Below are 18,695 nucleotides of genomic sequence, written 5' to 3' on the forward strand. Positions count from 1 at the left end.
TCCACCTGGGGACGAGCGGCTACGTCTATAAACACTGGAAGGACTTCTTCTACCCACCCAAGCTGCCAGCCAGTCGCTGGCTCCCCTACTTCGCCCGCGTCTTCTCCACGGTGGAATTGAACGCGCCCTTCTACCGGCTGCCCACGGCGGACGCGGTGGACGGCTGGAGGGAGCAGACGCCCGCGGGCTTCAAGTTCGCGTGCAAGGGCAGCCGCTACCTCACGCACATGAAGCGGCTGACGGACGTGGGCGAGGGCCTGGAGCGCTACTTCAGCGTCATCCTCCGCCTGGGCCCGAAGCTCGGCCCGGTGCTGTGGCAGCTGCCGCCGCACATGAAGAAGCCGGACCCCGAGCGGGTGGATCGCTTCCTCGCCGCCCTGCCCCGAGGCGTCCAGTACGTCTTCGAGTTCCGCGACGCGGCCTGGTACCACGAGGAGGTGCTGGACGTGCTCGACCGCCGGGGCGTGGCCGTGTGCGAGCACGACCTCGTGCCGGTGCCGCCCCCGCGCCTCACGGGAGGCTTCCGCTACGTGCGCTTCCACGGGTCGGCGTCGGCCTCTCGCTACGCCGGGCGCTACGGCCGCGAGGCGCTCTGGCCGGTGGCGTGCGACCTGGACCGGTGGAGACGCAAGGGGCGCACGGCCTGGGTCTACTTCAACAACGACCTGCACGGACACGCGCTGCTGGACGCCTTCGACCTGGCGGAGCTGCTGGGCCACGTGAAGGTGCACCCACCGCCCGAAATGCGAAGGCCGCCCGAGACAGAGGAGTCTCGAACGGCCTCGCACTAGCCACCGGTGTCCCGGCCGCGACTCAGATGTGGATCGGGTGACCCAGGGTGGCCTCGGCGCCCTCCTTGATGATCTCGGAGAGCGTCGGGTGGGCGTGCATCGTGTGGGCGAGCTCCTCGGTGGTGATCTCCAGGCGCATGGCGACGCAGGCCTCGGCGAGCAGCTCGGTGGCGTGCGGGCCCACGAGGTGGACGCCGAGCACCTCGTCATACTTCTTGTCGGAGACGACCTTGATCATTCCGAAGGCCTCGTTGGAGATGGAGGCCTTGGTGACGGCGGAGAAGGGGAAGATGGCGGCCTTCACGTCGTAGCCGCGCTCCTTGGCCTTCTTCTCGGTGAGGCCCACCGAGGCCACCTCGGGGTAGCAGTAGGTGGCGGACGGGGTGAGGTCGTAGTTGATGGGCGCCGGGTTCTTGCCCGCGATGTGCTCCACGGCGAGCACGCACTCCGCGCTGGCCACGTGGGCGAGCATCGGCGTGGGGATGACGTCGCCGATCGCGTACACGTTCGGCTCGGTGGTGCGCATCATGGCGTCCGTCTTGATGAAGCCGCGCTCGGCCTTGATGGACGTCTTGTCCAGGCCGATGTCCTCGGAGACGGCGGCGCGACCCACGGCGGACAGGACGAGCTCCGCCTCGATGGTGCGCGTCTCGGTGCCCACCGTCATGGTCAGCTTCACGCCGGTGGCGGTGTTCTCCACCTTCTCCACCTTGGCGCCGGTGTGCAGGTCGATCTTCCGCTTCTTGAAGTGCTTCTCCAGCTCCTTCGAGCAGTCGATGTCCTCGATGGGGAGCAGGTTGGGCAGGTACTCCACGATGGAGACCTGGCTGCCCATGTGGTTGAAGACGGAGGCGAACTCGCAGCCCACCGCGCCCGCGCCGATGACGATCAGGCTCTTGGGGATGCGGTCGATGGTGAGGATGGAGTCGCTGTTGAGGATCCGCTTGTGGTCCACCGGGACGTTGGGCAGCGACTTGGGCACCGAGCCGGTGGCGATGATGATGTTCTTGGTGTCCAGCGTCTGCTTGCCACCATCCTCGGCGGTGACCTCGACCTTGCCCTTGCCGGCGATGCGGCCGTGGCCCTTGATGACGGTCACCTTGTTCTTCTTCATGAGGAAGTCGATGCCGTTGGCACCCTTGGTGACCACCTTCTGCTTGTGCTCCTGGACCTTGGCCCAGTTGACCACCGGAGCGGGGACCTCGATGCCGAAGTCCGCGGCCTCCTTGATGTGGTGGAGCAGCGCGGCGGACCACAGGAGGGACTTGGTGGGGATGCAGCCGCGGTGGAGGCAGGTGCCGCCCAGACGCTTGTCCTTCTCGATGATCGCCGTCTTCAAACCGAGCTGCGCGGCGCGGATGGCGCCGACATACCCGCCGGGGCCCGAACCGATGATCACCACGTCGAAAGTCTCTGCCACGAACGCCTCCGGGGTGGATGTACTCGCGCGGCGCTGATAACCACCCATCCCGGCTGGAATCAAGGAGTTTGCACCGTGCGCCGATTTCCGCTCCGAACACTCATCCTGATGGCGCTGGCCCTCGTGGCCTTCATCCGCCTCTATTACATCTCCCATACGACCCGGCGGCAGGCCCCAAGCTCCGCCTCCGCCCCAGCGGGCCAGGAGCCGATGGGCATCGACGTGGCTCCTCGGAATCCGGAGGCCGGCGCCCCCACGGGCGTACAGGCCTGCCGTACCCTGGATCGCTCCCTGGAGGCCGCGATCCGGGCCCCCACCGACCCGACGGCCTTCGCGACAGCCCGGCAACAGCTCGCCGCCTGCTCCGAGCCTCCCGTGCGCGCCTGTGAGCTGGGTGCGGCCCTGGAGGCCCGCACGGGGGGCGATGCGGGGACCTCCTCCCTGCGGGAGCTGTTAGACGCACTGTGCCAACGCTGTCCGGCCGCGGCCAACCCGTGTGCGGGCCAGGTCACACGCGCGGTGATGGGACTCGGCGCGGGGCGCCCGGCTGACCCGGCCTCCCTGCGGTGGAACCTGGAGCACGCCGGACCGGGCACCCCCCTCGCCTGTGCCGAGGTGGTGCGCTCCTTGCTGGCGCCGGCGGCCCTCGCCGTCGAGACGCTGACGGACGCGCAGAAGGCGGTGCTCGGACAGCTCGCCCCCACGTGCGCGCGCGCGGGACAGCTCCCCGCGAACGTGCTGAACGCGGCCGTGGTGAAGGGCGACGTGCCCGCGCTGGCGCCGCTCGTCCAGGCGAAGCCGGCCGGCGGGAGCACCGCGCTGAAACCGAGCCGGTCCGTGGGGCCCCCGGGCGGAGAGAAGGCCTTCGATGGCCAGGAGGCCACGGGCGTGGACCTCACGGCGACGCCCCAGGCGCTCCGCTGGGAGAAGGACGGCGCCCTGAGCGCGCTGTTCGAGCCGCCGGTGAACCAGCTCTCGGAGCTGCGCGTGCGCGCCAGCGGGCCAGGCACCCTGCGCGCCGTCGTCCGCACCGAGGAAGACCTGGGCCTGAGCGATCCGGACTCGAAGACGAGCTTCGTCCTTCCAGTGGCCTGCCGCTTCCGTGGCACGGGCCAGTGGGAGACCTGCGCGCTGCCGGTGCCGCTGCTGGCCGTGGAGGCGCTGAGCGTGTTCCCCGAGAAGGGCAAGCTCACGCTGAGCGAGGTGGAGGCCCGCGGCACGCGGTGAGCGAAGGCCCGGGGATTTTCGTGCAACGGTGGATGCGGATCCGCATCCAAGCGGCCGCCATGAAAATCCCCCTGCTCGCACTGACCCTGGTGGCCACTCCGGCCCTGGCCCAAAGCCCGCTGTCGGCCCTCGTCGCTGAGTACGAGACGGGCCCGGCCGCCATCTTCCAGAACGACGGGCGCTACGGCCCGACCGGCACGGACTACGAGGCCAGCGACCTCAACCAGAAGAGCAACCTGTACCGGACCCAGCGCATCGCGCTCGAGGCCCGGCTGGGAGAGCGCCACGGCCTCATCCTGCTGTGGGCGCCCTTCGACATCACCACGCGCGCGACGCTGTCGAGGGACCTCGACTTCCGGGGGACGGTGTTCCCGGCGGGCTCGGTGGTGGACAGCCGCTATCTGTTCGAGGGCTACCGGGGCAGCTACCTCTACCGGCTCATCCACCGCGAGCGCTTCTCCTGGGACATCGGCGCGAGCGTGCAGATCCGCAACGCTCTGGTGGATCTGAGCGCGGTGGACGGTTCACGCTACGCGAAGGAGAGCGACATTGGCGTGGTGGGGGCGCTGAAGACGCGGCTGCGCTACGAGCTGCCCTCCCGCGTGTGGGCGGGGCTCGAGGCCGACGCGCTGTCCACCTTCGGGCTGCTCGGCAACACGACGGGCGGCATCTACGACGTGGCCCTGACGCTGGGCGTCCCGCTGAGCTCGAAGGGAGACGTGAGCGCGTACGCGCGACTGCGGCTGCTCGGGGGCGGCGCGGATGTGAAGCGCCGGGACATCTACAACTGGGGCAACTTCGGCTTCGCGCTCGTGGGCGTGCAGGCGGACCTGGTGTCGCTGGTCGAACGGGGCACCTCGAAGCCGTGACCGGGAGTGTCCCCTCCCCCGTTGAGAGCACGTTAGGCTGAGCGTCTCCCCCTCTCGAGGAGACTCGATGCTCTCGCTGTGCCTCTGCGCGCTGCTCGCCACCACCCCCGAGTTGCCCGTGAAGCTGCGCGCGGGGGACGCGGAGCCCGAGGACATCGTCACCCCGCGAGTCTCCGGGCTCTCGGTCCCCACCCGGACCGAGGCCGGCATCTACCTGTACGGAGCGCTGTCCACCTCGGCCCGTCCGCTGCGAGCCCTGCTGCTGCGCAGCACCGACGGGGGAGCCCACTGGACCGAGGTGCTCCCTCCGGTGAGCGACAGCGAGGTGCTCTTCCTGGACTTCGTGGGCTGCGAGGGCCGAGCCCTGGTGGGCTGGAGCACGGAAGGCCCGGGAGACATTTGGCTCTACGCGAGCCCGGACTGTGGGGCCACGTGGAAGCGCCGGAGCAAGCTGCCCAAGGCCGTCTGGTCCGAGTGGCCGGAGCACATCGCCTGGAAGGACGGACAGAACGGCACGGTGTGGCTGGTGGACACGAACGAGGAGGCCTCCCGCCCTCGCGCGCTCCTCACGCGAAACGGAGGCCGGACCTGGACCTCGCCCAAGCAGGCGCCCCAGGAGGGCCCACCCGAACAGTCCACGGAGAACCCCCTCGAAGTCCGAGACCCCACCGGTACGCGTTGGGCGGTCATCCCCGAGGACGAGGTCCTCCGGGTGGAACGACAGGAGCAGGGAGCCCCCGCCCAGGTCCGCTCCACCCTGCCGATGCACCTGCGGCGCAAGGGCAAGGAGCTCGTCCCCTCCCGCCTCCCCTGAAAGCCGGCGGCGTCACATTGCCCGGCGCCGCCGAGAACGCAGGCGGTAGCATGCCGGCGCCCCATGGAAACGCCCGCCCCTTCGCGCACCGTCACCGGCCGCATCGACGTCCACCCTCGCGGTTACGGCTTTCTCATCGTGCAGCCGTCGGGCTCCGACGAGGTGCTCTCCGCGTTCATCCCTCCGCCCGAGCTCAACCCCTACCTCGCCGATGACGTCGTCTCCGCCACCGTGACGGCCTCGGCCGACGGACGCTGGAGCGCGAGCGGGCTGTCCCTCCTGAAGCGCCCACGCCTGGAGGTGTACGGCGAGCTGGTGACGCGCAAGGGCGCCCCGCACCTGCGGATCGATCGCGACGTGGCCAATGGCGACTGGCCGCTGGAGACGGCCGGTGTCGAGGTGCAACACGGTGACGCGCTGGTGGCCCGCGTCGCCGACGGCAAGGCGTGGCTGTTGCGCAAGCTGGAGCCGGGCGCGGACCGCTCGCTGGAGCGCATCATCGTGCGGCACGGGCTGCGCCGGGACTTCGACCCGGAGGCCCTGGCGGAGGTGCGGCGCGTGCTCGCCATTCCCCACGCGCTCGGGGCGCGGCGCGACCTGCGTCAGGTGCCCACCGTCACCGTGGACTCGGCCTCGACGCGCGTCATCGACGACGCCATCTCCGTGCTGCCCGCGGGGGCGGACGGTGCGCTGCGCGTCTTCATCTCCATCGCGGACGCGGCGGAGTTCGTCACCGAGGGCTCGGCGCTGGACCGCGTGGCGCGCGAGCGCACGAGCAGCGTGTACCTCGCCGGAGCCATGCTGCCGATGCTCCCCGAGGAGCTGTCGACGAACTGGCTCAGCCTGGTGCCGGGCGAGGAGCGGCTGTGCCTCACGGTGGAGCTGCGCATCGACCCGGAGGGGCGCGTCACCGCCGCGGACGTGTACGAGAGCCTCATCCGCTCGTGGGCGAAGCTGAGCTACACCGAGGTGGCGGACTACCTCGACAAGGGCGAGATGTCCGAGCCCCTGGCGACGGTGCGCGAGGCCCTGCCATGGTTGCGCGCGGCGGCGGCCCGGCTGGCCGTGGCTCGGGCCGGGCGCGGTGGCATCGAGATGGCGCGCGAGGAGGCCCGCTTCACCTTCGACGAGGAGACGGGCGAGGTCTCCGGCATCGAGGCCGTGCGGCCCACGACGGCGCACGCCCTCATCGAGCGCTTCATGGTGGCCGCCAACGAGGCCCTCGCGGGGTGGCTGCTCGACCGGGGCGTCCCCGCCCTCTTCCGCGTCCAGGACGAGCCGGATCCCCAGCGCGTGGCCGACCTGGCCGCCTTCGCCCACCACTCGGGCTTCGCCGCGGGCTTCGGCCGCAGGCTCACCCCGCTCGCGCTCGCCGCGTTCGACCGGCAGATCGCCGGCTGCACCTCCGAGCCCGCGCTGCGCTCGGTGCTGCGGCGCTCGCTGGGCCCCTCGCGCTACACCGTGGTGCCGGCCATGCACTTCGGCCTCGCGGCGCGCGCCTACGTCCACTTCACCTCCCCCATCCGCCGGTACGCGGACCTCTCCGTCCACCGCGCCCTCAAGCAGTACCTGCGGGGCCGGCGCGACTTCATCCATGAGGATCCCGCCGTCGAGGAGCTCGCGGTCCACGTCAACGCGCGCTCCCGCACCGCCCACCGCGCCGAGAAGGACCGTCACCGCGTGCTGGAGGCACGGGTGATGGCCGGACACGTGGGGGGGGAGTTTCAGGGGCGCGTCACCCGGGTGAAGCCCTTCGGACTGCTCGTCCAGCTCGACGGCATGCTGGTGGAGGGCTACCTCCCGGCGGACACGCTGCCGGACGGGCCCTACCAGCCAGACGCGAGGGAGACGTCCCTCGTGGGCCGGGCGCGCACCTACACCATCGGCATGCCGCTGCGCGTGCGCGTGGCCTCCACCGACGAGAACCTCGGCCGCATCGAGCTCGCGCTCGCCGGGTGAGCCGGGCTCAGCGCGCGGCGGCGCGGCGCGCCCGCTCCATCCACGGCTCCACCAGGGCCCGCTGCTCGGGGAACTTCTCGAGCGCCTTCTCCCAGGCGGCCAGCGCCGCCGCCGGCCGCTTCTGGAGCCAGTGCAGCATCCCCTCGTCGAACAGCATCTCCGCGTCCAGCGCGACGGACTTGCGGCAGTCCTCGATCGCGCCCTTCTCGTCACCCAGGCTGGCGCGCGTCCAGCATCGGGTGCCCCGGATGAAAGCACTCTCCGGTTTGAGCTCCACCGCCCGGTTGGCCGAGACGAGCGCCTCCTGGAAACGCCCGGTGAAGAGCAGCATCCAGGCGCGGTTGTTGTGGTGCGTGGCCTCCTCCGGCTCGCGGCGCAGGGCCTCCTCGTGGTCGGCGATGGCCCGGAGGTAGTCCCCCCGCGCCCCGAGGGCGAGCCCTCGCTTGGAGTAGAGCTGCGTCATGTCCGGCGCGAGCGACAGCGCCTTGTCGAGGTCCGCCAGGGCCTCGTCGCTCCGACCCAGGGCCTGGCGCGCCGTGGCCCGGCCCGAGTACCCCGACTCCCACTCCGGATGGCTCGCCAGGAGCTGGGTGAAGTCCGCTTCCGCGAGCTCCATCTCGTTGCGCTCGAGGGCCAGCCACGCCCGGGTGCTCCGCGCGTCAATCATGTCAGGTGCCAGCTCGAGCGCGCGATCGACATCCGCCTTGGCGGCATCGAGCTTCTGCTGCCTCATGAGGATGTCGGCACGCGCCGCGAGGGCGTAGGCGGCCCTGTCTGAATCGACGGACAGGAACTTCGTGCAGTCCTCGAGCGCGCCTTCGACCGACGCGTCCTGACTGCCGAACATGCAGCGGTACAGCAGCGCATCCGCATCCTTCGGATCGAGCTCGAGCGCCTTCGCGTAGTCGGCGAGCGCCAGGTCCTTGCGCCCGAGCCGCTGCTGGGCGTAGCCGCGCAGGGAGTAGAGCGGTGCGTACGTGGGCACGCGCTCGAGGCCTTGCGTCGTCCGCTCGACGGTCCGCGCGTAGTCGCCAGCCTCGAGCGCGGCGTAGGACTCCCGGCTGAAACGGTTCGAGGACACCTTCGGATCCGTGTCCACCCGCTGGAAGGCCAGGAAGGTCGCGCCCCCGAGCAGGACGAGCACGCCCAGGAGCCGTGCGAGGCGGAGGACACCGACGGGCTCGGCATCCCGCAGATCGCGCGCCACCAGGGCCCCGGCGACCGCGCCCGTGACGAGCCCGCCGACGTGCGCGGCATTGTCGAAGCCCATGCCCAGGCCGAGCACCAGGTTGATGCCGATGATGCGCACCACCTCGTTGCGCAGCTTCCGCAGGTCTTCGAGCGGGATGCCGCTGGGCTGCAGGTAGAGGAAGGCCAGCATCGCGCCGTCGATGCCGAACAAGGCCCCGGAGGCCCCAGCCGACACCACCAGCGGGTCCCAGGCGATACTCGCCAGCGAGCCACCCACCGCCGACAGGAGGTAGATGAGCGCGAAGGTGAGGTTGCCGTAGAGCCGCTCGCAGAAGCGGCCGATGGCCCACAACGACCACATGTTCACCGCGAAGTGCACCAGACCGATGTGCACGAAGGCGCAGCTGAGCACCCGCCACGGCTGGCCCCCCAGCAGGGTGGAGGGCCCGAAGTCCGCGCCCCACTTCAGGAGATCCTCGATGGAGGGCTCCATGACCGAGACCCCCGTGACCACCATCGCCACGAAGACCAGGGTATTGAACGCGAGGATCGCCTGCGTGACGAAGACACGCGGCGTGGCCCGGGCGAGCAGCTCCCCGAGCATGCGCATGGAAGCGTCAGCGTCGGACTCTGGCGGAGTGGCGGGCGCTTCGTTCGGGGGCGTCGAGGGCTCTTCGCTCATCACGACTTGTATCTACCTCAGGACCGCGGTCGCACACCACGGACGGGGCGCGACTCGTCACGGTGGAAAGGGCCCTCTCCATGGATTAGAGCCGGTCGACACGACTGCGGAGGCTCCAGGGGCATGCAAGACGTCGACATCAAGACCCGTGAAGGAACGATGGACGCGAAGGTGTTCCATCCGGAGGGACAACAGGGACCGTGGTCGGCGGTCATCCTGCTGACGGATGCCTTTGGAATCCGGCCGGTGTTCGAGGCCATGGCGCGCCGATTGGCGAAGGCGGGCCATGTCGTCCTGCTGCCGAACGTCTACTACCGGGAAGGGCGCGCGCCGCTCCCCAACCTCAACGGCTCCTTCGCGGACGAGGCCTTCCGCAAGCGCATCTTCGGGCTGATCGCGACGCTGACGCCCGAGCGGATCAGGACCGACGCCGCCGCCGCGCTCGACTTCCTCGCCGGACTGCCGCAGGTGAAGGGTCCGAAGGTGGGCGTGGTCGGCTACTGCATGAGTGGCGCCATGGCCGTGCACATGGCGGCCGACTTTCCGGATCGGATCGTCGCGGCGGCCTCATTCCACGGGGGACGTCTGGCCACGGACGCACCCGACAGCCCCCACCGGGTGGTGGGAAAGGTGAAGGGCGAGCTCTATTTCGGCCATGCGGACCAGGACGGCTCCATGCCGGCCGAGGCGATCGCGCGGCTGGAGGCGGCCTTGAAGGAAGCCGGCGTCACCGCTCAATCCGAGCTCTACACCGGCGCGCGCCACGGCTATGCGGTGGAGGGCTCGGCCGCCTACGACAAGGAAGCCTCCGAGCGACACTGGAGCAAGCTGCTCGCGCTGTTCGGCCGGACGCTCGAGGCCTGAGCTTCAGATGGCGGACGCCGCCACCTTCCCCAAGCCCTCCGCGCGCAGCCGGGAGATGAGGTCGCGCGCCTGGGCCTCCGAGGAGACGAAGTGGACCTTGGTCAACGCACTCGCGTCCGTGCGCCCGGTCAGGTGCGCCGCGAGGGCAATGCCCTTGGACACGGCTTTGTGCAGCAGCCGCGCTCCGATGTAGATGGTGGCTTGGATCCACGCCGGTTGGACGTGCTCGCTGAGATAGCGCCCGCCCTCGAGCTCCAGGGTGGTGGCTTCGCTCAGGTCCCCCACGATGAGGAGGGGCCGTTGTTCGCCCAGCTCCCGGTAGATCTCCACCATCTGGATGGCGTCTTCCAAGGAGGCCCGACCGCGGGTGCGGACCCAGACGACGTCCGGCGGCTCGAAACGAAGCGTGGTGTCTCCAACCGTCCACTCGCGTTGCTCAGGCATGGGTCCAGCCTGATACCTGGGTAACCCGCGAGCGACGAGGGCACTCCACCGGGGAGTGTGTTGCGCTCAACGCTGCCCCCTGGACCGTTACCGGCTCGTGAGCCCTCCCGAGCAGCGGCACCCCTCTCCTTCAGAAGCCGCGAAAAAACATGCTCGGACAAATTTTTGCATAAACCCCTCTAATTACCCCCCAAACATTCGCACCTGAATCTAATTGATTTGGTACTCAGGGTTTCCCCCCTTTCCCCAGGAAACCGATGAAAAGACTCTTCCTGTCTATCGCGGCATTGATGCTGGCAGCGACCAGCGCCACCGCGGCGGATCGCATGAACCCCTCGGATCGTCGCCGTATCGAGAAGGCGCGCGAGCACATCGTGCCGGCCGTCGCCAAGGAGTTCGGCCCCAAGGCCCGGTTCGTCCATCTGTTCGGCCAGGGCCGCAACATGATGGCCGGTATCGTCGCCGAGGTCCCGGAGCAGGCGCTGGCGACGGACGACGTGCCGCTGCTGGCCATCGTCCAGTACGACGAGTCCACCGGTGCGACGCGCGTGGTGGATCGCCAGTTCAAGTACCGTGAGGCGCGCGCGCTGGGGCCGAACGTGGCGCTGCTGGACGGCGAGGGCAACCTGCGCCTGCGCGAGCCCAACGGCCGTGAGCGGCTGCTGGCGCAAAAGGTGGGCGGAGATCTCTTCCCGACGGCGAAGGGTGACGCCCTGGTGGCCACGCTGGAGGGTGTCAGCGAGGGGCACGAGACGTCCGTGGGCATCATCGACCTGAACGGTCGCGTGAAGGTGCTGGCGGATGGGCCTGGAGTGGACGCGACGCCGACGATCTCCCCGGATGGCAAGACGGTGGTCTTCGTGTCGGGCCGCACCAGCGTGGCCTCGTTCTTCGTCACGACGGTGGATGGCGCGGCGCCCAAGCAGCTCACCAACGTCGGGCTGGAGAACTACTCGCTGTTCGGTGGCGCTCCGGTGGGCTTCGTCCCCCCGCCCGTCTCGAGTCACCACATGGAGTGGGTGAACGACGACGTGCTTCGCTACAACGCGGGCGGCGGCGAGTTCTGGAAGATCAACGTGCGCACGGGCCAGGCGGCTCCGGATCTGGGAGGTGAGAAGTGATGAGCACCCTGAAGAAGCTCGCCGCGACGCTGCTCTTCGCGCTGCTGGCCAGTCCCGCGGCCTCCTCGGCGCAGACGATGTTCCGCTTCCCCATGTCGCAGCTCGCGGACCAGTGCGGCAACGGTGGCTGCACGGTGAGCGCGTACAAGGATTACGGTGGCAGGGACTACGCGTGTGGTGGCGTGCGCTACAGCGGCCACACGGGCACGGACTACGCCCTGGTCGGCGGGTTCAGCAAGATGGACTACGGCGTGTGGGTCATGAACGCCGCCGCGGGCGTCATCGAGTCCTCGGTGGATGGCTACTTCGACCGGTGCAACTACTGGGATCAGGCCAACCCGTACGCGGCCTGCGGCCTCTACACGGCCAACTACATCATCATGCGGCACGCGGATGGCACCAAGACCAAGTACTGGCACCTGATGAAGTACACGCAGCAGTTCGCCCGGAACACCTCCATCGCCTGCTCCTACTGGATCGCGCGGGCGGGCTCGTCCGGCGCCTCCACGGGGCCGCACCTGCACTTCGAATACTGGGTCCCGAACTACGGCATCGATGACCCGTACGCGGGGTCGTGCGGCACGCCCTACACGCGGTGGACCTCGCAGGGTGCGTACCGCGGCCTGCCGGGAATCGCCTGCCAGTAGTGGGCAGGTCGTAGAGAGTTAGCCCGGGGGGCCACACTCGCGAGGGTGTGGCCCCCTGGCGTTTCAGCGGCTCAACGCGGCAGCACGGTGAGCGGCACCGCCGTGGGCCCGCGCACGACGATCGAGGAGTGCCACTGCACGGGCGCGGGGTCGCGAACCAGGCCGCCGCACCGGTCGAGCAGTGCCTCCAGGGCGAGCCGCGCCTCCATGCGGGCCAGGGGGGCGCCGAGGCAGAAGTGGATGCCGTGGCCGAAGGGCATGTTCTGCTGGCCCTGGCGGTCCATGTCGAAGGTCTCGCTGTTGGGGAACTGCGCCTCGTCGCGGCAGGCGGAGCCCACCAGCAGCATCACGTGCGAGCCGGCCGGCAGGCGCACGCCGCCCAGCTCCGTCTCGGCGGTGGTGATCCGCAGCAGCGTCTGGGCCACGGGCTCGTAGCGCAGCACCTCCTCGATGAACCGGGGAATCAGCGAGCGGTCCGCGCTCACGCGGGCGAACACGTCCGGACGCTCGGCGAGGACCAGGGCGGAGTGGCCCAGCAGGTGGATGGTGGTCTCCAGGCCGGCGACGAGCAGCAGGAAGAGGAAGCCGATCAACTCCGCGTCCGTGAGGGCCTCGCCCTCGATCCGGGCGGCGATCAGATCACTCACCATGTCCTCGCGGGGGGAGAGGCGGCGCTCCGCGATGACGTTCTTGAGGTACTGCTCCATCTCCGCGTAGGTGCCCCGAATCTGCGCGTGCCACTCATGGGCATCCGGGGGCGTGGCGCTGGTGTTGTTGATGTCGTCCGCCCAGCGCTTGAAGCGCTTGTGATCCGAGGCGTCCAGGCCGAGCAGCTCGCCGATGACGGAGGCGGGCACGCGCAGGGCGAAGGATTCGATGAAGTCCACGGGGCGGCCGAGGGGCAGCTCGGCGGCGGCCTGCTGCGCGTAGGCGCGGATGCGCGGCTCCATCCGGCTCAAGGCGGAGGGGCCGAAGACGCGGTTGACGAGTGCCCGGAGGCGGGTGTGCTTGGGCGGATCCAGCATGACCATGGAGTCCGCGATCGGATTGCTGCGCCCCAGCCACTCGGGCTCCGCGGGCGCGCGGTGGCCGGTGGAGGAGAAGAGCTGGGGATTCTTGAAGACGTGCAGCACGTCGGCGTAGCGGGAGACGGCCCAGAAGCCGAGCGGGTCCACCTGGGCGAGCGTGGGCTGGCGCCGCAGCTCGGCGAAGAACGGATAGGGGTTGGCGCGGAACTCGGGCGCGAAGAGGTTCAGCCGGACAGTCATGTGGAGAGATCCCCCCGGGGATGGTGAAGAGGTGCCCGGGTGCTATGCCACAAACCGGACACTCTTTGGAGGGTCCTCGGCTCGCGCCCGGGCGCGCCTCAGTTCACCTGGGTGGAGACAATGGGGTGCTGGGCCGCGGTCTCCCAGGGCAGGTTCGGCCACCAACGCTCGCGCATGGGCGGCGCCAAGGGCTCGATGCCCTGGCCGGGCTTGGGGACGACCACGGTATCGCCTGCCTTCTCGGCCGCGGCGAGCACGCGTTCGATGGGCTCGGTCCAGCCATGGGCGGCGAGGGTGAAGAGTCCCCAGTGCACGGGCAGGAGGACGCGGCCCTGGACCATCCGGTGGGCGAGGACGGCCTGCTCGGGCCCGATGTGCCAGTCAGGCCACGCACTGTGGTACTGGCCCACCTCGATCATCGTCACGTCGAAGGGCCCGAGGCGCGCGCCGATGTCCTTCATCGCGGGGAACAGCCCCGTGTCCCCCGAGTAGTACGCGCGGTGCTGGGGCCCGAGGAGCGCGAAGCCCGCCCACAGGGTTGCGTCCTTGTCGATGCCGGTGCGCCCCGAGGCATGGCGCGAGGGCGTACCGACGATCTCGAGCCCACGCACCCGCGTGCGCTCCCACCAGTCGAGCTCGACGATGCGGGCCTCGGGCACCCCCCACGACGCCAGATGCGCGCCCACGCCGAGCGGCACCACGAAGGTGGTGTCCCAGTCCTTCATCGCCAAGACGGTGGGGTAGTCGAGATGGTCGTAATGGTCGTGCGAGATGACGACCGCGTCGATGGGGGGCAGCTCCGCGAGCGGAATCGGCGGGGCGTACCAGCGTTTCGGGCCCACCCAGCTCAGCGGCGAGGCGCGCTCGCTCCAGACGGGGTCGGTGAGGACGCGGTGGCCGTCGATCTCGATGAGCACCGAGGAGTGCCCGAGCCAGGTGACGCGCAGGCCCGTGCTGGGCGGCGTCTCGAACCGGCGGCCGTCGCCCGGCACCGTGGGCAGCGGCTCCGCGGGGCCCACGTAGGGGCTCGCGCCGAACATGGCTCTCAGCGAGCCCCACCAGTCGTTGAAGAGCGGCTGCGGGTTCTCGAAGTGCCCGTCCTGCCACTGGGGCGAGCGCTCCATGCGCACGCGTCGCTCACCGTCGGCACGCCGGCCCAGCGCGGTCCACGCATCGGCGGCAATGGCGACCAGGGCGATGGCCACCAGCAGTCCCGTCCACCGGGCCACACGCACCAGGCCCCCGCGCTTCTGGATGTTCTTCATGGCTTTCCGGCACGGCGCGCGAGCACCGCCTTCACGTCGTCCAGCGTCACCCCCAGCGGGCGCACCGCCACGAGCACGTGGTAGAGCACGTCCGCCGCCTCCTCCACCGCGCGCTCCTTATCCCCGTCCGCGCACGCCGTCACCAGCTCCACCGCCTCCTCGCCGATCTTCTTCAGCCGCAGGTTCCGGTCGTCCAGCAGCCGCCGCGTGTAGCTCGGCTTCTCCCCCGGCTCCGGCGCCTTCGCCGCCCGCTGGGTGAGGGTCCGGTCCAGCTCGACGAGCGCGTCCACCGGACCGATGTCGAAGCAGGTCTCCGCCCCGGTGTGGCACGACGGGCCCGCCTTCCGCACCCGCGCCAGCACCGCGTCCCCATCACAGTCCGCCGTCAGCGACACCACCCGCTGCACGTTCCCGCTCGTCCCGCCCTTGTGCCACAGCCCGCGCGTGCGCGAGCGGTAGTACATCTCGCCCGTCTCCAGCGTCTTCTCCAACGCCTCGCGGTCCGCGTGCGCCACCATCAGCAGGTCGCCGGTGTGCGCGTCCTGCGTCACCACCGTCACCATGCCGTTGCCCTTGGTGAAATCCAGCTTCGACAAGTCCAGCATCATTCCCTCTTCGTCGCGCCCAGCAGCTCGCGCACCTGGCCCGCGAGCGCCGCGTTCGTCGCGATCGCGTTGCCGCCGAACGAGGTCCTCGTCCCCGTCCAGTCCGTGAACACCCCACCCGCCTCCTCGATGATGGGCTGCAGCGCCGCCGCGTCCCACGACGACAGCTCCTCGTCGATCATCACCTCCGCCCGTCCCGTGGCCAGCAGCAGGTAGCCGTAGCAGTCCCCCCACGTCCGCGAGACGAGCGCCTTCGCCGTCAGCGCGCGCCACTTCACCCCGCGCTCCGGGTACACCCGGAAGCGCTCGTCCGTGGCCAGCACCGTCGCCAGGGAGAGGTCCGCCTGCTCCGACACCCACGTCCGCTTCCCGTTCCACCAGCACCCCTGCCCTGGTGCCGCCACCAGCATGTCCCCCACCGGCGGGAAGTACGCCGCGCCCGCGAGGATGCGCTCCCCCTCCGCCAGCGCCACCAGCGTGCCCCACAGCGGCACGCCGCGGATGAACGACTTCGTGCCGTCAATCGGGTCGAGGATCCACCGGCGCTTCGCTCCGGGCCGCGTCTCGCCGAACTCCTCCCCGAGAATGCCGTCCTCGGGGAAGTGGGACTCAATCCACTCGCGTGCCGTCCGCTCGGCCGTCTGGTCCGCCACCGTCACCGGCGTCCCGTCCCCCTTGGTGTGCACCTGGATGCCCTTGCGGAAGAAGCCGAGCGCCACGTCTCCCGACCTGCGCGCCACCTCCTCCACCGCCTGCATCGCCGACCGCGCGTCCATTCAGAGGCTCCTGACCTTGAGACCGCTCTCCTGGAGCAACGTCTTGATCGCCCCGACGGTGGTGACGCCGTCGTGGAGGATGCCCGCCACCAGCGCCGCGTCCGCCTGCCCTTCCTTCAGCGCGGCCCGGATGTGCTCCGCGTTGCCCGCGCCACCCGAGGCGATGACGGGAACGGCCACCCCCTCGGCGACCACCCGCGTCAGCGCCAGGTCATACCCCGAACGGGCTCCGTCCCGATCGATGCTCGTGAGGAGGATTTCACCCGCGCCCCGCTTCACGCACTCGCGCGCCCAGGCCACCGCGTCCAGGTCCGTGGCCCGCTTGCCGCCGTGGGTGTACACGCGCCACCTGTCGCCGTCCCTCTTGGCGTCGATGCTCGCCACCACGCACTGGGCGCCGAAGCGCTCGGCGCACTCGGTGAGGACCTCGGGCCGGGCCACGGCCGCCGAGTTGATGCTCACCTTGTCCGCGCCCGCCCGCAGCGCCCGGCCCACGTCGTCCACCGTGCGCACGCCACCGCCCACCGTCAGCGGGATGAACAGCCGCTCCGCCGTGCGCCGCACCAGGTCCCACAGGGTGCTGCGCTCCTCGTTGCTCGCGGAGATGTCGAGGAAGGTCACCTCGTCGGCGCCCGCCTCCTCGTAGCGCATGGCCAACTCCACCGGGTCGCCCACGTCGCGCAGGCCCTCGAACTGGACGCCCTTCACCACGCGCCCGCCCTTCACGTCCAAGCACACAATCAGTCGCCGTGTGAGCATCTCACTTCACCTCCAGGGCAACGGCGCCCTTCGTGCTGAACACCACGCCCGAGTCCACCATCGCGTCGCGCAGCGCCATGCCGAGCGCCTTGAAGGCCGCCTCCGTCACGTGGTGGCTGTCCTTGCCGCGAAGAATGCGCAGGTGCAGCGTTACCTTCGCGTGCTCGCAGAACGAGCGCATGACGTGCTCGTAGAGTTTGTTGCGCAGTGGCCCCCGGTAATAGAAGCGTCCGGCCACGTCGATGCAGGCCTGCACCAGCGCGTCGTCCATGGGCACGGTGCGCTCGCCGTAGCGGGCGGCGGTGGCGGGAATCACCTTCTGCACCGCCGTGCCCAGGGTGATGGCCACGTCCTCCATGAGGTGGTGCCGCAGGTCGCCGCGCGCGTGGAGCGTCAGATCCAGCCCCGCGTAGCGCGCGAAGGTGGACAGCATGTGGTCGAAGAAGGGCTGGCCCGTGTCCACCTTGGCCACGCCCTTGCCCAGGGCGATGTCCACCGTGACCTTCGTCTCCTTCGTCTCTCGAACGATGGTCGTCATGCGAACTCCCTCGCCACTTCGGCCGCGTCCAGCGTGCCCGTGTACAGCGCCATGCCAATGACGGCCCCGAAGGCCCCTACGCGCCCGAGGGCCCGCAGGTCCTCCACCGTCGTCACCCCACCCGAGGCGTACAGGGGGTGGCGGCTCGTCTGGGCCACCTCCTCCATCAGCGGCAGGTCCACGCCCTCCATCTGCCCCTCCTTGTGAACCGCCGTCACCAGCAGGCCCGCCAGGGGCAGCGGCTCCAGCGACTCGAGCACCTCGCGGATGTCCCGGGCGCTGCCCGCCGTCCAGCCGCGCGTCACCACCTCGCGACCCTTCACGTCCGCGGCCACCACCACGCGGCCCGGGAAGCGCTCGGCCACCTCGCGCAGCCACGCCCCGTCCTCGATGGCCCGCGTGCCCACCACCACGTAGGCCGCCCCCAGCGCGAGCACCGCCTCCACCTTGGCCGTGCTCCGCACGCCACCGCCCACCGAGAAGGTGAGCCCCGGCTCATGGCTCAACAACTTTCCGATGGGGCCCTCGTTGGAGCCCTTGCCCAGCGCGGCGTCCAGGTCCACCACGTGGAAGGTCCTGAAGCCGTGGGAACGCCAGCGCAGCAGCGCGTCCATCGGGTCCTTCACACGCACCCGCTCGTCGGAATACGAGCCGCCCACGAGCTGCACGCAGGCCCCCTCCCGAAGGTCGATTGCCGGAATGGCGATCACTTGCGGACCTCCTCGAGGAAGGCCTGCACGAAGCGCACGCCGGCCGCCGAGCTCTTCTCCGGGTGGAACTGCACCCCGAGCACGTTCCCGCGCCGCACCGCCGCGGGGAAGCGGTCCTCCTCGTGCGTGGTCCAACCCACCACGACGTTGGGCTCCTCGGCGCGGCAGACGTAGCTGTGCGCGTAGTAGACGGTGCCCAGCTTCGCGCTCTTCAGTGCGGTGTCCTCCTCCACCGAGTTCCACCCGATGTGGGGCACGCGCTGGGAGCGCAGCTTCGTCACCTGGCCGCGGAAGACGCCCAGGCCCCAGCCCCCGCCCTCGTCGCTCGTGTCGAACATGAGCTGCATGCCCAGGCAGATGCCCAGGCAGGGCAGGCCGTCCTCCAGCGCGCGCCGCATCTTGTCGCGCCCCGGCTCCAGCCGCGCCGCCGCCGCGCCGAAGGCACCCACGCCCGGCAGCACCAGCAGGTCCGTGTCGAGCGCCCGGATTGGATCCTCCTGGACGCGAACCTCGACGTCCGCGGCCGTGGCCAGGGCCTTGGCCAGCGAGTGCAGGTTGCCCGCTCCGTAGTCGAACAGCGTCACTCTCATCGCAGAGCCTCTCGCAGCGCCGTGAGCGCCGCCTCCATCAGGGTCCACGGGCCACAGCCGATCCGGAGCGCGTCCCCGACGACCGCCAGCCCCTGGAATGCCCGCACATTCACGTCCCGCTGCCGCATCCGCTCCGCCACCGCGGGGGCGCCGGG

At 70.2% G+C, this 18,695-nt stretch carries 19 protein-coding genes and 1 pseudogene; 8 read left to right on the forward strand and 12 right to left on the reverse strand.

Annotated features, from left to right (window positions below; genetic code table 11):
- Positions 1 to 791 (forward strand): DUF72 domain-containing protein (locus tag VF697_RS37085; protein WP_331102633.1); only part of this gene is annotated, 791 nt, incomplete at its 5' end.
- Between the two features lie 22 nt (positions 792 to 813).
- On the opposite strand, the gene lpdA is transcribed toward VF697_RS37085, so the two are convergent.
- The gene (gene lpdA, locus VF697_RS37090; protein WP_331102635.1) at positions 814 to 2,211 is read right to left on the reverse strand and encodes a dihydrolipoyl dehydrogenase; all 1,398 of its coding nucleotides are present in this window, start codon (positions 2,209 to 2,211) and stop codon (positions 814 to 816) included.
- A 75-nt stretch (positions 2,212 to 2,286) separates the two neighbouring features.
- Between lpdA and VF697_RS37095 the strand changes: the two genes are divergently transcribed.
- From VF697_RS37095 to VF697_RS37110, 4 genes are all read left to right on the forward strand, one after another.
- A complete protein-coding gene (locus VF697_RS37095) occupies positions 2,287 to 3,438 on the forward strand; it encodes a hypothetical protein (RefSeq protein ID WP_331102637.1) in 1,152 nt (383 codons plus the stop codon).
- A gap of 59 nt (positions 3,439 to 3,497) precedes the next feature.
- Positions 3,498 to 4,307, forward strand: coding sequence for a hypothetical protein (locus VF697_RS37100; RefSeq protein ID WP_331102639.1), 810 nt, complete (start codon positions 3,498 to 3,500; stop codon positions 4,305 to 4,307).
- A 67-nt stretch (positions 4,308 to 4,374) separates the two neighbouring features.
- Positions 4,375 to 5,121, forward strand: coding sequence for a sialidase family protein (locus VF697_RS37105; protein ID WP_331102641.1), 747 nt, complete (start codon positions 4,375 to 4,377; stop codon positions 5,119 to 5,121).
- A 63-nt stretch (positions 5,122 to 5,184) separates the two neighbouring features.
- On the forward strand, positions 5,185 to 7,080 hold the full coding sequence (locus tag VF697_RS37110) for a ribonuclease R family protein (protein ID WP_331102643.1): 1,896 nt from the start codon (positions 5,185 to 5,187) through the stop codon (positions 7,078 to 7,080).
- A gap of 7 nt (positions 7,081 to 7,087) precedes the next feature.
- Here the strand turns inward: VF697_RS37110 and VF697_RS37115 are convergent, their stop codons facing one another.
- A complete protein-coding gene (locus VF697_RS37115; RefSeq protein ID WP_331102644.1) occupies positions 7,088 to 8,881 on the reverse strand; it encodes a rhomboid family intramembrane serine protease in 1,794 nt (597 codons plus the stop codon).
- Positions 8,882 to 9,076: 195 nt separating this feature from the next.
- Between VF697_RS37115 and VF697_RS37120 the strand changes: the two genes are divergently transcribed.
- Positions 9,077 to 9,817: a dienelactone hydrolase family protein gene (locus VF697_RS37120; protein ID WP_331102645.1), complete on the forward strand. Its 741-nt coding sequence runs from the start codon at positions 9,077 to 9,079 to the stop codon at positions 9,815 to 9,817.
- Positions 9,818 to 9,820: 3 nt separating this feature from the next.
- On the opposite strand, the gene VF697_RS37125 is transcribed toward VF697_RS37120, so the two are convergent.
- Complete coding sequence (locus VF697_RS37125) at positions 9,821 to 10,261, reverse strand: hypothetical protein (RefSeq protein ID WP_331102647.1); 441 nt, start codon at positions 10,259 to 10,261, stop codon at positions 9,821 to 9,823.
- 257 nt (positions 10,262 to 10,518) lie between these two features.
- On the opposite strand from VF697_RS37125, the gene VF697_RS37130 reads away from it, so the two are divergent.
- Positions 10,519 to 11,382 (forward strand): hypothetical protein, encoded by an 864-nt coding sequence (locus VF697_RS37130; RefSeq protein WP_331102649.1) that lies wholly within the window; start codon positions 10,519 to 10,521, stop codon positions 11,380 to 11,382.
- The gene (locus tag VF697_RS37135; protein ID WP_331102651.1) at positions 11,382 to 12,029 is read left to right on the forward strand and encodes a M23 family metallopeptidase; all 648 of its coding nucleotides are present in this window, start codon (positions 11,382 to 11,384) and stop codon (positions 12,027 to 12,029) included. Before VF697_RS37130 ends, VF697_RS37135 begins: the two co-directional genes overlap by 1 nt.
- 71 nt (positions 12,030 to 12,100) lie before the next feature.
- On the opposite strand, the gene VF697_RS37140 is transcribed toward VF697_RS37135, so the two are convergent.
- The 9 genes and pseudogenes from VF697_RS37140 to VF697_RS37180 all read right to left on the reverse strand — a co-directional run.
- On the reverse strand, positions 12,101 to 13,297 hold the full coding sequence (locus tag VF697_RS37140; protein WP_331102653.1) for a cytochrome P450: 1,197 nt from the start codon (positions 13,295 to 13,297) through the stop codon (positions 12,101 to 12,103).
- A gap of 98 nt (positions 13,298 to 13,395) precedes the next feature.
- Positions 13,396 to 14,562, reverse strand: coding sequence for an MBL fold metallo-hydrolase (locus VF697_RS37145; RefSeq protein WP_331102655.1), 1,167 nt, complete (start codon positions 14,560 to 14,562; stop codon positions 13,396 to 13,398).
- Positions 14,559 to 15,167 carry a bifunctional phosphoribosyl-AMP cyclohydrolase/phosphoribosyl-ATP diphosphatase HisIE gene (gene hisIE / locus VF697_RS37150; protein WP_331102664.1) on the reverse strand — a complete coding sequence of 203 codons (609 nt, stop codon included), beginning with the start codon at positions 15,165 to 15,167 and terminating at the stop codon, positions 14,559 to 14,561. The genes VF697_RS37145 and hisIE overlap by 4 nt, the downstream gene beginning before the upstream one ends.
- Positions 15,167 to 15,943, reverse strand: coding sequence for a histidinol-phosphatase (gene hisN / locus VF697_RS37155; protein WP_331102656.1), 777 nt, complete (start codon positions 15,941 to 15,943; stop codon positions 15,167 to 15,169). The genes hisIE and hisN overlap by 1 nt, the downstream gene beginning before the upstream one ends.
- A complete protein-coding gene (hisF, locus tag VF697_RS37160; protein WP_331102658.1) occupies positions 15,944 to 16,702 on the reverse strand; it encodes an imidazole glycerol phosphate synthase subunit HisF in 759 nt (252 codons plus the stop codon).
- Position 16,703: 1 nt separating this feature from the next.
- Complete coding sequence (locus VF697_RS37165) at positions 16,704 to 17,240, reverse strand: imidazoleglycerol-phosphate dehydratase (RefSeq protein WP_331102660.1); 537 nt, start codon at positions 17,238 to 17,240, stop codon at positions 16,704 to 16,706.
- The gene (locus VF697_RS37170; RefSeq protein ID WP_331102661.1) at positions 17,237 to 17,950 is read right to left on the reverse strand and encodes a 1-(5-phosphoribosyl)-5-[(5-phosphoribosylamino)methylideneamino] imidazole-4-carboxamide isomerase; all 714 of its coding nucleotides are present in this window, start codon (positions 17,948 to 17,950) and stop codon (positions 17,237 to 17,239) included. The genes VF697_RS37165 and VF697_RS37170 overlap by 4 nt, the downstream gene beginning before the upstream one ends.
- Entirely contained in the window at positions 17,947 to 18,540 is a 594-nt protein-coding gene (hisH, locus tag VF697_RS37175) for an imidazole glycerol phosphate synthase subunit HisH (protein ID WP_331102662.1), read from the reverse strand. Before hisH ends, VF697_RS37170 begins: the two co-directional genes overlap by 4 nt.
- Positions 18,537 to 18,695, reverse strand: a pseudogene (locus tag VF697_RS37180) (histidinol-phosphate aminotransferase family protein); the annotation flags it as partial. The gene hisH and the pseudogene VF697_RS37180, both read right to left, overlap by 4 nt.

Source organism: Archangium sp., from assembly GCF_036388035.1.
Lineage (GTDB): Bacteria > Myxococcota > Myxococcia > Myxococcales > Myxococcaceae > Archangium.